This is a genomic window from Nocardia puris (assembly GCF_036051655.1).
GTDB classification, from domain to species: Bacteria; Actinomycetota; Actinomycetes; order Mycobacteriales; family Mycobacteriaceae; genus Nocardia; species Nocardia puris.
Window position 1 is genome coordinate 7,727,181 of record NZ_CP107943.1, and the last position, 12,004, is coordinate 7,739,184.

The window sequence follows — 12,004 nt, forward strand, 5'->3', positions numbered from 1 at the left end:
CGGTCCATGACCTCCACCGAGCAGACCGAGTACATCACCGCCACCGACGGCGTCCTCCAGATCACCATCGCCACCGCCGCCAACGGCACCTCGATGGACTTCGCCGGGATCAACGCGGGCACCGCCGCGCTGGCCGACCTCGGACCGGAGATCGGCGCGGTCGTGCTGACCGGCGCGGGCGCGAACTTCTGCGCGGGCGGCAACGTGCGCGATTTCGCCGCCGCCGAGGACCGCGCGGGCCGCCTGCACCAGCTCGCCACCGAACTGCACGATTTCGTGCGCGCCCTCGACGCCACTCGCGTCCCGGTGCTCGCCGCCGTGCACGGCTGGGCCGCGGGCGCGGGTATGAGCCTGGTGCTCGCCGCCGACATCGCCCTCGGCGGACCCTCCACCAAGCTGCGCCCCGCCTACCCCGGCATCGGGTTCAGCCCCGACGGCGGCATGTCGTGGACCCTGCCGCGTGTGGTCGGCGCGGGCCGCGCGCGCGAAATCCTGCTCACCGACGCGATTCTCGACGGCGAGGAAGCCGTGCGGCTCGGCATCCTCAGCCGCCTGGTGGACGACGCCGACGTCCGCGCCGAAACCCTCGCCCTGGCAACGACTCTCGCCCGCGGCCCGCGTTCCACCTACGCGGCGATGAAATCCCTTCTCGCCCAGTCGGTCACGAACACCCTCGACGAGCAGCTCGACCGCGAGCGCGACTTCATCGCCGCGTCCGCCGCCAGTCCCACCGGCCGCGAAGGCGTCGACGCCTTCGTCGCCAAGCGCAAGCCCGACTACACCGCCCTCACCTGAACCTCCCGCGTGCCCGCCCCCGAGCAGGCACGCACACCCTTTGTTAATGACTGATCACCCCCAATTACCAGCTGATATACATAATTGTGTATACCAGTCAGCGTGAAGGAGGAAACTCGGAGAGACGCCGAGAGGAGCGAAACCGATGCCACGTGTCGGCAAGGGCGCGTGGAGATCTGTATAGCTGAAGACGACGGCTGGTTCCGCGTGTTCTACGTCGCCGATATCGGCGGGAAAGTATGCATCCTTCACGGCTTCCAGAAGAAGTCCAACCAGACTCCGAAGTCAGCCATTGATGTCGGTGCCAGGCGGTACCGGCAAGCTGTGGAAGAGTCCCAGCAACGAAGACAGGAACCGGGCTCGCACGGCCGCCAGGTCCGTGCGAGATGAACGGCACGACAAAGAGCTATACGGCGTGACCATCTCTCGCTCCCCAGCGCATAGTGGACGGTCCGGAACAAGAGGCAATCTCATGACCAGGCAGCAGGAGAACACTCAGCAGGAGTACGCATCGGTCTTCGATGCCTTGGCAGACACCCCTGCCGAGGCGGAAAACCTCGAGGTCAGGTCTCAGTTGATGCGCGCGATCCGCGATCGAATCGATGAGTTCGGCTGGTCGCAGCAGGTCGCGGCGGACAACCTCGGCGTGACGCAACCACGGATCTCGGAACTGAAGAACGGCAAACTGAGCCGGTTCTCGATCGATGTGCTCGTGAATCTCGCGACCAAGGTCGGGTTGGTGGTGGAAGTGCGTGTGGTCGAGGCGAATTCAGCACCGTCGACACGTCATGTCGATGCTTGAGACGTAGCAGAGGCCCGCCGGGTCGAGCCGACGCCTAGCCTCCGTTCGCACGAACATCTGTCAGTCCGCTACCGCCTCCACCACGAACTCGGCGACCGCGTCGGTGAAGGCGTCGTTGTCGTCGCCCGCGGCGGTGTGGGCGGCGCCGCCGATCTCGGCGAGCCGGGCGTGCGGGACCAGTGCCAGGAAGGCGGCCGCGCCCTCCTCGCTCACCACATCGGACTGGACGCCGCGGACCAGCAGGACCGGGATGGTGAGGGAGCGCGCGGCGGCCTCCATCGACTCGATCATCGCGGAGGGGTCCTCCACGCGGTCGCGGAGCATGTCCGGGTCCCAGTGCCAGTACCAGCGGCCGTCGCGCTCGCGCAGATTGCGGCGCAGGCCGTCAGTGTTCTTCGGGCGCGGGCGGTGCGGAAGGTACTCGGCGACGGCGTCGGCGGCCTGCTCGAGGGTGTCGAACCCGTCGCGGTGCTTGCCGAGGAAGTCGATGACGCGCTCCACGCCCGTGCGCTCGGGCCGGGTGACGATGTCCACCAGCACCAGCGCGCGGATGAGCGGCCCGGCCGGCGACCGCGTGGCGAGCAGGCTGGTCACACCGCCCATACTCGCGCCGACCACCACCGCGCCGTTCTCCGGCGTCGCGCCCAGTTGTTCGAGGATGAGGCCCAGGTCGGCGACCATCCTGGCGCGGGAGTAGTCGCGGTCGGGCGCCCACTGGCTGTCGCCGTGGCCGCGGGCGTCGACGGTGACGACCTGCAACCCGGAGGCGGCCAGCTTCGCGCCGGTCGCCTTCCACGAGTGCCTGGTCTGGCCACCACCGTGCAGAAAGACGACGAGCTGGCCGTCAACCGGTCCGAACCGGTCGGCGGCCAGCTCCAGCCCGCCCGAACCGCGCAGGGTGAGGCGGGTCGGTTCGAGCAGATAGTTCGCTTTACTCACGATCCGAGCATCGCACAAGCGCTCGCTCGGGTCTACGGGAGATGCGCCGGAATCAGCAGTCCAGCACCATGGCGCTGAAGGTGCGCTGGAACAGGCACGCGACCTTCGCGTTCACCGACGCGGAGATGGTGGAGGACCCGAACGAGGTGAACTCCTCGGCTACCTGCGTGTTCGCGACCGGCTCGGTGTAAGGCTCGAGCGGCAGCGGCGCCGCGCTCGCCGACGCCATGCCACCGGCCAGCGCGGCCGTGACGGCCAGGGTGGCGGTGACGCCGCGAACGGTGTTGTGCTGCATGGAATTGCTCCTCATCTGGGGTAACTCGGTGGTGCGGATATCGGGCGGAGAAGTCAGGGCAGGCGCCAGTCGACGGGTTCGGAGCCCAGCTCGTCGAGCAGTTCGTTCACGCGCGAGAACGGGCGCGAACCGAAGAACCCGCGCGAGGCGGACAGCGGCGAGGGGTGGGCCGACTCGATGTAGGGCACCTCGGCCTCGCTCAGCAGTGGCTTGAGGGTGGAGGCGTCGCGGCCCCACAGGATCGCGACCAGCGGCTCGTCGCGCGCGACCAGCGCGCGGATGGCCTGCTCGGTGACCGCCTCCCAGCCCTTGCCGCGATGCGAGGCGGGCTGGCCGGGCGAGACGGTGAGCACCCTGTTCAGCAGCAGCACACCCTGGTCGGACCACGGGCTCAAGTCGCCGCAGGACGGGGTGGGGTGGCCGAGGTCCTTGTGCAGCTCGGTGAAAATGTTGGCGAGACTGCGCGGCACCGGCGAAACATCCGGCGCGACAGAGAAACTCAGCCCCATCGCGTGGCCGGGCGTCGGGTACGGGTCCTGGCCGACGATGAGCACGCGGACCTTGTCGAAGGGGCGCTGGAAGGCGCGCAGCACGTTCTCACCGGCGGGTAGGTAGCCGCGGCCCGCGGCGTTCTCCGCGCGCAGGAACTCGCCCATCTCCCTGATGCGGTCCGCGACCGGTTCCAGCGCCTGCGCCCAGCCCGGGTCCATGATCTCCGACAGTGGTTTCGCGCCCATGACCGCACAACTTAGCGTGATCGGGGTCCGGATGCCGAGTCCACCCCACCGAAGGATTCCCAGCCGCCCGCGCCGGGCCTGCGCGTCCCGTCGACGGTGACGCCCTCACCTGCCGTGACGACGCCGATCGCGCGCCAACCGGGGGGCAGGTCCGCGTCACCGGGCCAGGTGCCCGCGAAAGCATGGTCCTCGCCGCCGGTCAGAATCCATTGCGCCGCATCGTCATCCAGGGCGCGTGCGAAGCGCTCGAGTTCCGGGTCGCGTAACGCACCGGCGGACAGGTCGATCGCGACACCGGACGCGGCGGCGATGTGGCCGAGGTCGGCGAGCAGGCCGTCGGAGACGTCGGTGAGGGATCGGCAGCCGCGCCACCCCTCCCCCAGCACCGCGTCGTAGGGGGGCTGCGGAACACGATGGGCGGCAAGGATTTCGGCGAATTCGTCGCCGGTGCGGTCCTGTCGCAGTGCGGCGAGTCCGGCCGCCGACCAGCCGAGGCGTCCCGCGACGGCGACCCGATCGCCGGGGCGCGCGCCCGAGCGCAGCACCGGCTCGCGGCCGCGCGGATCGCCGAACGCCGTCACCGAGATCACCAGCTCGGGGCTGCGCACCAGATCACCGCCCGCGATGGACGCGCCCGCGCGCCCGGCCTCGGCCCACATGCCGTCGGCGAGGGCGTCGATCACGTCGACGGGGGTATCGGCGGGGCAGCCGAGCGCCACCACGAACGCCGAGGGCGCCGCGCCCATCGCCACCACATCGGCGGCGTTCTGCGCGATCGCCTTCCGCCCGATATCGCGGGGGCCGGACCAGTCGCGGCGGAAGTGCCGGCCCTCCACCAGCATGTCGGTGGTGACGACGAACCGGCCGTCCGGCGCCGCGATCAGCGCCGCGTCGTCGCCGGGGCCGAGCAGCACGCCCGGCGCTTGCACCCGGTGTGCGTTGATGCGGTCGATCAGCGCGAACTCCCCCAGCTCGCGTACCGTCCGCCGCGCCGCGCTCTCGCCGATGACCCGTCCCTTCCCGAGGTGATGCCGCCTGGAATCGGCTCGACGGTACCCTGTGCTGGGCGATCGAAACCACCGGCCCGGTGGGCGTGAACAGGAAGGACCGCACAGCGATGGCGTCGGACCCGACGGATGGTGACGCGAAGGACGCGCAGACGCCGCGCACCGCCGGGGAGAGTGACGCGGTGGGCGCGGGCGGCCAGGACGCCGAGACCGGAACCGCCGATTCGGCGGGCGACGCGGGCTCCGGCGCGAAGTCCGAGCACGCCGAATCCGAGAGCGGATCGGCAGAGGACAGGGGATCGGAATCCCTGAGGGCCTCCGACGATTCCTCCGCCACCCCAGCGGTTTCCATGAGCAAAGGCGAGGGCGGCGGACCCGCCGAGGGCGCCGCGTCCGCCGAGGACACCGGGTCCGACGACAAGGCATCCCCCTCCTACCCACCCGCGCTGATCGCGACCGCCGTCGCCCTGCCGGTCGTGCTGATCGTCGGCATCCTGGTGGCCGCCGTGCTGGCCCGCAACATGCCGGTCGAACGCGAGCCGCTCGCCCTCGGCCCCGTGCCCGCACCCGCCGCCGAGAGCGAGACCTGCCTGGCTCTGCTGCCCGCGCTGCCCGCCGAACTCGGCGAGTACACCAAAGCGACCCTGGTGGAACCGGCCCCGCAGGCCACCCGCGCGTGGCAGCCGGAGGAGGGCGGCGACCCGATCGTGCTGCGCTGCGGCCTGGACCGCCCCCTGGAGTTCAACCGCGCCTCGCCGCTACAGATCGTGAACGGCGTCCAGTGGTTCCAGGTCCGCGACGACGTCGCCGCCACCGGCACCTGGTTCGCCGTCGACCGCGAAACCTACATCGCCCTCACCGTCCCCGACGCCTACGGCCCCACCCCCCTCCAGGTCGTCTCCGACACCATCGCCGCCACCCTCCCCGCCAAGGACATCGACCCGGGCCCCCTCCCCAACTGACCCGCAGAGCGGCTGTCAGTCGCGAACTTCAGCCGGGGCGATCGTCACCTTTCCCGAGCCCAGGTCCACCCGAACCGGTCCCGGCGCACCCGCGCTCTCGTCCTCGCGCAGGAGCGAGGTGGTGCGGCGCTGGTCGAGTTCCAGGTGGCGGGCGCTGTTGAAGACGGCGTCGAACTGTTCGAAGCCGACGGCCGAGACCGGGCGGCCGTCGCCCCGCATCCACGGCACCAGGGCACGGCCGGTCGCCCTGCGCCACATCACCTCCGCGAACGACAGCGCGATGAGCAGCAGCGCCAACCCCGGAATCGTGGCCGCGATCACCATGATTCGAGCGTACACGCCGCGAAGCGACCCTCAGCGCAACCCGGTCCCCCGCGCGACCGCCGTCTCCACCAGCGTCGACACCAGCGTCGCGTAGTCGACCCCGCTGGCCTCCCACATGCGCGGGTACAGCGAGATCGACGTGAAGCCGGGCATGGTGTTGATCTCGTTGATGATCGGACCCCGGTCGGTGACGAAGAAGTCGACGCGGGCCAGCCCCTGGCAGTCCAGGGCGCGGAAGGCGCGCACGGCGAGTTCGCGGATCTGCTCGGACACGTCGTCGTCGAGCTTGGCGGGCACGTCGAATTCGCAGACGTCGTCGAGGTACTTGGTCTCGAAGTCGTAGAACTCGGGGGCGTCGTCGTCGGGCATCCGGATCTCGGCGACCACGCTGGCCGCCACCCGGCCGTCCGGGAACTCCAGCACCCCGCACTCCACTTCGCGGCCGACGATGCCCGCCTCCACGATCACCTTCGGATCGTGCGCGCGCGCCACGGCGATCGCGGCGTCGAGCGCCGTCCAGTCGTCCACTTTGGTGATGCCGATCGAGGATCCGGCCCGCGCGGGCTTGACGAATACCGGCAGCCCGAGCAGGTCGCGCTCGTCCTCGGTCAGCGTCGCGACGCCCGGGCGCAGCACCACCTGGGTGCCCACCGGCAGCCCGTCGGCGGCGAGCAGCTTCTTCGTGAACTCCTTGTCCATGCCCGCCGCGCTGGCGAGCACGCCCGGCCCGACATAGGGCACGCCCGCGAGCTCGAGCATCCCTTGCAGGGTGCCGTCCTCGCCGAACGGGCCGTGCAGGATCGGGAACACCACGTCCACGGAACCGAGCGCGGCGGCGGGATCGTCCAGCGGCACCAGCGAGCCCGCGCGCTGCGGATCGGTGGTGAGTGTGAGCGCGGTGCCGGAGGCGTCCACCGACGGCAGCTCATCGCCGGTGCGGCGCAGCGCGGACGGGTCGGTGCTGCCCAGCACCCACGCGCCGCCGGTGGTGATGCCGATCGGCACCGGCTCGTACTTGTCCCGATCCAGGTGGGCGAGCACGCTACCGGCCGACAGACACGACACGGCGTGCTCGTTGCTGCGCCCACCGAACACCACGGCGACCCTGATCCGGTTCGTCATGCACCGAACCGTACCCGCACGGGCGCGCGGTGCCGTCCACCCCCGTGAGGGCTCACTCCGGTTTGATGCGCCTGCCGAGCAGGCTGCCCACCGCGTCGGCCACCGAGAGGCCCTCGTGACAGACCTGGTGCACGGCGTTGGTCAGCGGCATCTCGACGTCATTGGCCGCCGCCAGCGCGCGCACCGATGTGCAGGACTTCACACCCTCGGCCACCTGTCCATGGGTGGCCTCCTGCGCCGCCTCCATCGACCCGCCCGCGCCGAGCACGTGCCCGAACGACCGGTTGCGCGACAGGGGCGAGGTGCAGGTGGCGACCAGATCGCCCACCCCGGCCAGGCCGGCCAGCGTCACCGGATTCGCGCCGAGCGCCACCCCTAGGCGGATGATCTCGGCGAGCCCGCGGGTGATGAGGCTGGCGATCGAGTTGTCGCCCAGCCCCATTCCGGAGGCGATGCCGCACGCCAGCGCGATCACGTTCTTGCACGCGCCGCCGATCTCGCAGCCCACCACATCGGTGTTGGTGTAGGGCCGGAAGTACCCGGTGTAGCTGGCCCGCTGCACCGCCACCGCGCGGTCGGCGTCGGAACAGGCCACCACCGTGGCCGCGGGCTGCCCGGCCGCGATCTCCTTGGCCAGGTTCGGCCCCGAGAGCACCGCCACACGGCTCTCCTCGGCACCGGTGACCTCCGCGATCACCTGGCTCATGCGCAGCAGCGTGCCGGTCTCGATGCCCTTGGCCAGGCTCAGCAGCGTGGCGTCATTGCGCTCGATCGTGTTGCGCAGCGCGGGTTTCCACACCTCGAGATTCGCGCGCAAAGACTGGGACGGCACGGCGAGCACCACGATCTCGGCGCCCTCGAGCGCGCGCTCGTGGTCGTCGGTGGCCGCGACCGGAGGCAGCTGCACATCGGGCAGATACAACGGGTTGCGGTGCTCGGTGGCGAGCGCCTCGGCCACCTCGGCGCGGCGCGCCCAGATGGTCACGTCGGTACCCGCGTCGGCCAACACCTTCGCGAACGCCGTCCCCCACGATCCCGCACCAAGTACCGCAGCCCTCGTCATCAGCCCACTATGCCACGAGCGATATGCGGCGCCGTGGAAGGATTGGACCCATGCGTTCGCACGCCGTGCACGCCGTGATCGCGGTCAAGAGCCTCGATCTGGCCAAGAGCCGACTGTCCGACCGGCTGCGCCCGGAGCACCGGGCGCGGCTGGTGCTGGCCATGCTCGGCGACACCGTCACCGCCGCCTCGGCCACACCGCAGGTCCGGTCGGTCACGGTGGTCACCCCCGACCCGGCGGTCGCCGAGCTGGCGCGCGACCTCGGGGCGCAAGTGCACCCCGAACCGCGCATCGCCGATTCCGACGGGCTCAACACCGCGCTGTCCGACGCCGCCGCCGCGCTGCGCGAGCGCCACGGACCGGTCGAACTGCTCGCGCTGCAAGCGGATCTGCCCGCGCTGCGCCCCGCCGAACTCTCCGACATGATCGCCACCGCGCCCCCCGGCCACCGGTCGGTCGTGATCGACCACGCGGGCACCGGCACCGCCGCACTGCTGGTCCGCGATCCGCAGGCGCCACTGGATCCGCGCTTCGGCGCGGGCTCGGCGCGCAGGCACGTCGCGGCCGGCGCCGTCGCGCTGGCGGGCGCCTGGCCGGGCCTGCGGCTCGACGTCGACACCGCCGAGGATCTCGCCGCCGCGGCCGCACTCGGCACCGGTCCGGCCACCCGCGCCGCCCTCCTCGACATCGGCTGGTCCGATCGCGTTCACGCGCCGGTTCGCCGCGTGTGCTAGCGGATCGCCGCACCCGGTGTGATCCGCTCGCGAATCCCGGTGTCGGCCTGCACACGCGGCCACTCGTAGGGGATGATCGTTGACGTGAGCGATACGGAAACCGTCAAGCAACAGCTGCTGCCCACACCGCCCCCCGCCGCGACACCACTGGAGGCCGAGACGGCCACACAGCAGTTGCCACGTGATCGCTACCTCAACCGCGAGCTGAGTTGGCTCGACTTCAACGCGCGCGTGCTCGCCCTCGCCGAGGACGAGTCGCTGCCGTTGCTCGAACGCGCCAAATTCCTGGCGATCTTCGCCTCGAACCTGGACGAGTTCTACATGGTGCGCGTGGCCGGGCTCAAACGCCGCGCGGAGACCGGTCTGTCGGTGCGCTCGGCCGACGGGCGTTCGCCCAGCGAACAACTGGAGTTGATCACCGCGCGCAGCCAGGAGATCGCCGTCCGGCACGCCGGGGTGTTCCTGGACTCGGTGCTGCCCGCACTCACCGCCGAGGGCATCGCCATCATCGACTGGGCGCATCTGGACGACGAGGAGCGCACCCGCCTCTCGGCCTACTTCCAGGATCAGGTGTTCCCGGTCCTGACGCCGCTGGCCGTCGACCCGGCGCACCCCTTCCCCTACATCAGCGGCCTGAGTCTCAACCTCGCGGTGACGGTCAAGGATTCGGTCACCGGCGGCGAGCACTTCGCCAGGGTGAAGGTGCCCGACAATGTCGACCGGTTCGTGCGCGTGCGCCGCACCGCGTCCGGCTCGCCGGTGGCCGCCTTCCTGCCGATGGAAGAGCTCATCGCCGCGCACCTGGATCTGCTGTTCCCCGGGATGGAAGTGGTGGAGCACCACTCCTTCCGGATCACCCGCAACGCCGACTTCGAGGTCGACGAGGACCGCGACGAGGACTTGCTGCAAGCGCTGGAACGCGAACTGGCGCGCCGCCGTTTCGGTTCGCCGGTGCGGCTCGAGGTCTCCGATGACATGACCGAGCACATGCTCGATCTGCTGCTGCGCGAACTCGACGTGGACCCCGCCGACGTGGTGCAGGTGCCCGGCCTGCTCGACCTGTCCTGCCTGTGGCAGGTGTACGGGGTGGACCGGCCCAATCTCAAGGACGCGCCGTACGTTCCGGCCACCCCGCCCGCGTTCGGCGAGCGCGAGACGCCGCGCAACGTCTTCCAGGCGCTGCGCGAGGGCGACGTGCTGGTGCACCACCCCTACGACTCGTTCTCCACCAGCGTGCAGCGCTTCATCGAGCAGGCCGCGGCCGACCCGCAGGTGCTGGCGATCAAGCAGACGCTGTACCGCACCTCCGGTGATTCGCCGATCGTCAACGCGCTCATCGACGCCGCCGAGGCGGGCAAGCAGGTCGTCGCGCTGGTCGAGATCAAGGCGCGCTTCGACGAACAGGCGAACATCAAGTGGGCGCGCCAGCTCGAACAGGCCGGCGTGCACGTGGTGTACGGATTGATCGGCCTCAAGACGCACTGCAAGACCTGCCTGGTGGTGCGCCGTGAGGGCTCCACCATCCGCCGCTACTGCCACATCGGCACCGGCAACTACAACCCGAAGACCGCACGCCTCTACGAGGACGTCGGATTGCTCACGGCCGCACCGGAAATCGGCGCCGACCTGACCGACCTGTTCAACTCACTCACCGGATACTCGCGAAAAGCCAACTACCGCAACCTTCTCGTGGCGCCGCAGGGTGTGCGCGCGGGCATCATCGAACGCATCCAGCGGGAGATCGAACTCGCCGCCCAGGGCCACGACGCGCGAATCCGCTTGAAGGCCAACGCGATCGTCGACGAGCAGGTGATCGACGCGCTCTACCGCGCCTCGCAGGCGGGCGTGCCCGTGCAGATCGTGGTGCGCGGCATCTGCGGGCTGCGCCCGGGTGTTCCCGGCATGAGCGACAACATCGAGGTGCGCTCGATCCTCGGCCGCTTCCTCGAGCATTCGCGGGTGCTGCACTTCCAGGCGCAGGACGAGTACTGGATCGGCAGCGCCGACATGATGCACCGCAACCTCGACCGCCGGGTGGAGGTGATGGCACAGGTGAAGGACCCGAAGCTGGCCGAGCAGCTGGGGGGTGTCTTCGATTCGGCGCTCTATCCGACCACCCGGTGCTGGGTGCTGCAGGCCGACGGCAGTTGGCACGCCGCACCGGAACCGGGCGGCGCCGACGGTGAACGGGTCCGCGACCACCAAGAGTTCCTGATGCGATTGCGGCGGCCCGGACAGCAGTGAACGCGACAACCGGATACGCGATGGACGGCGCACCGATCTGGGATCCCCGAGTACGAGCCAACATCCACGCGGCGGGTGCGCTGCTGTGGCGGCGCGGGGCGAAGAAGCGCGGCGGCGTGGAGATCGCCGTCGTGCACCGGCCCAAGTACCAGGACTGGTCACTGCCGAAAGGCAAGCTGGACCCCGGTGAGACGCCCGTGCTTGCCGCCGTGCGCGAGGTGCGAGAGGAGACGGGCATCGACTCGCGGCTGGGCCGCTACCTCGGCCACGTCACATACCCGATCCCCGGGCACCGCAAACTGAAACGGGTGGACTACTGGGCGGCGCAGGCCACCGCGGGCGAGTTCGCCGCCAACTCGGAGGTGGACCTGCTGCGCTGGTATCCGCTGGACCGGGTGATGGACGAACTGTCCTATCCGATGGACCGCCAGGTGGTGCGCGCGTTCAGCAGGCTGCCCGCGGCCACCGACACCCTGCTGCTGGTCCGGCACGCGAAAGCCGGTCGCCGGGAACGGTTCGACGGCCCCGACGATCAGCGCCCGCTCGAACCCGCCGGGCGCGAGCAGGCCCGCGGGCTGGTGCCGAATCTGCTCGCTTTCGGTGCGGCCGAGGTGTATTCGGCCGATCCGCTGCGCTGCGTGCAGACGGTGGAGCCGCTGGCCGACAAGCTCGGCGCCGAGATCCACCGCGAGCCGCTGCTGTCCGAAACCGGTTACGCCGCAGCGCCGAAGAAGGCGCGCGAGCGGGCGCTGGAGCTGATCCCCGACGGCACCGTGCGGGTGGTGTGCAGCCAGGGCAAGGTGATTCCCGATCTGATGCGGTGGTGGGCCGAGCGCGACGGCGTCACCCTGCCGCCCGCGCGCAACCGCAAGGGCAGCGTCTGGGTGCTCTCGTTCCACCAGGGCGCGATGGTGGCCGCCGACCACCTGGACCGGTCGCTGTCGACCGGCGTCGTGAAGGCCGATTAGGGGGCGATTAGG

Annotated in this window: 14 protein-coding genes; 7 read left to right on the forward strand and 7 right to left on the reverse strand. The window is 70.4% G+C overall.

Going from position 1 to position 12,004, the window contains the following annotated elements:
• The first annotated feature begins 6 nt into the window (after nucleotides 1–6).
• The 3 genes from OHB21_RS35820 (at nucleotide 7) to OHB21_RS35830 (ending at nucleotide 1,597) form a co-directional block, all read left to right on the forward strand.
• Nucleotides 7–795: an enoyl-CoA hydratase/isomerase family protein gene (locus tag OHB21_RS35820; RefSeq protein WP_195126081.1), complete on the forward strand. Its 789-nt coding sequence runs from the start codon at nucleotides 7–9 to the stop codon at nucleotides 793–795.
• A gap of 207 nt (nucleotides 796–1,002) precedes the next feature.
• Entirely contained in the window at nucleotides 1,003–1,185 is a 183-nt protein-coding gene (locus tag OHB21_RS37695) for a type II toxin-antitoxin system RelE/ParE family toxin (RefSeq protein WP_232331742.1), read from the forward strand.
• A gap of 82 nt (nucleotides 1,186–1,267) precedes the next feature.
• Nucleotides 1,268–1,597: a helix-turn-helix domain-containing protein gene (locus tag OHB21_RS35830; RefSeq protein ID WP_067508939.1), complete on the forward strand. Its 330-nt coding sequence runs from the start codon at nucleotides 1,268–1,270 to the stop codon at nucleotides 1,595–1,597.
• A 60-nt stretch (nucleotides 1,598–1,657) separates the two neighbouring features.
• Here the strand turns inward: OHB21_RS35830 and OHB21_RS35835 are convergent, their stop codons facing one another.
• From OHB21_RS35835 to OHB21_RS35850, 4 genes are read right to left on the reverse strand one after another with little or no spacing between them, the layout of a single operon-like run.
• Entirely contained in the window at nucleotides 1,658–2,536 is an 879-nt protein-coding gene (locus OHB21_RS35835) for an alpha/beta fold hydrolase (protein WP_195126080.1), read from the reverse strand.
• 52 nt (nucleotides 2,537–2,588) lie between these two features.
• A complete protein-coding gene (locus OHB21_RS35840; protein WP_067508935.1) occupies nucleotides 2,589–2,831 on the reverse strand; it encodes a hypothetical protein in 243 nt (80 codons plus the stop codon).
• Between the two features lie 53 nt (nucleotides 2,832–2,884).
• Entirely contained in the window at nucleotides 2,885–3,568 is a 684-nt protein-coding gene (locus tag OHB21_RS35845) for a uracil-DNA glycosylase (protein WP_195126079.1), read from the reverse strand.
• Between the two features lie 11 nt (nucleotides 3,569–3,579).
• The gene (locus OHB21_RS35850) at nucleotides 3,580–4,575 is read right to left on the reverse strand and encodes a thiamine-phosphate kinase (RefSeq protein ID WP_084537586.1); all 996 of its coding nucleotides are present in this window, start codon (nucleotides 4,573–4,575) and stop codon (nucleotides 3,580–3,582) included.
• 350 nt (nucleotides 4,576–4,925) lie between these two features.
• Here OHB21_RS35850 and OHB21_RS35855 point away from each other — a divergent pair, with 350 nt between their 5' ends.
• Nucleotides 4,926–5,537: a DUF3515 domain-containing protein gene (locus tag OHB21_RS35855; protein ID WP_113974969.1), complete on the forward strand. Its 612-nt coding sequence runs from the start codon at nucleotides 4,926–4,928 to the stop codon at nucleotides 5,535–5,537.
• Between the two features lie 15 nt (nucleotides 5,538–5,552).
• Here OHB21_RS35855 and OHB21_RS35860 read toward each other — a convergent pair whose 3' ends face one another.
• From OHB21_RS35860 to OHB21_RS35870, 3 genes are read right to left on the reverse strand one after another with little or no spacing between them, the layout of a single operon-like run.
• Nucleotides 5,553–5,861, reverse strand: a complete 309-nt coding sequence (locus OHB21_RS35860) for a DUF6191 domain-containing protein (RefSeq protein WP_067508929.1) — start codon at nucleotides 5,859–5,861, stop codon at nucleotides 5,553–5,555.
• Between the two features lie 30 nt (nucleotides 5,862–5,891).
• Entirely contained in the window at nucleotides 5,892–6,983 is a 1,092-nt protein-coding gene (locus OHB21_RS35865) for a D-alanine--D-alanine ligase family protein (protein ID WP_067508928.1), read from the reverse strand.
• A 52-nt stretch (nucleotides 6,984–7,035) separates the two neighbouring features.
• Nucleotides 7,036–8,046 (reverse strand): NAD(P)H-dependent glycerol-3-phosphate dehydrogenase, encoded by a 1,011-nt coding sequence (locus OHB21_RS35870; protein ID WP_067508926.1) that lies wholly within the window; start codon nucleotides 8,044–8,046, stop codon nucleotides 7,036–7,038.
• A 50-nt stretch (nucleotides 8,047–8,096) separates the two neighbouring features.
• Between OHB21_RS35870 and cofC the strand changes: the two genes are divergently transcribed.
• The 3 genes from cofC to OHB21_RS35885 all read left to right on the forward strand — a co-directional run bounded on the left by cofC (nucleotide 8,097) and on the right by OHB21_RS35885 (nucleotide 11,992).
• A complete protein-coding gene (cofC, locus tag OHB21_RS35875) occupies nucleotides 8,097–8,780 on the forward strand; it encodes a 2-phospho-L-lactate guanylyltransferase (RefSeq protein WP_084537573.1) in 684 nt (227 codons plus the stop codon).
• 72 nt (nucleotides 8,781–8,852) lie between these two features.
• On the forward strand, nucleotides 8,853–11,024 hold the full coding sequence (locus OHB21_RS35880; protein ID WP_195126078.1) for an RNA degradosome polyphosphate kinase: 2,172 nt from the start codon (nucleotides 8,853–8,855) through the stop codon (nucleotides 11,022–11,024).
• Between the two features lie 20 nt (nucleotides 11,025–11,044).
• Nucleotides 11,045–11,992 carry an NUDIX hydrolase gene (locus OHB21_RS35885; RefSeq protein ID WP_067508919.1) on the forward strand — a complete coding sequence of 316 codons (948 nt, stop codon included), beginning with the start codon at nucleotides 11,045–11,047 and terminating at the stop codon, nucleotides 11,990–11,992.
• Nucleotides 11,993–12,004: the final 12 nt, after the last annotated feature.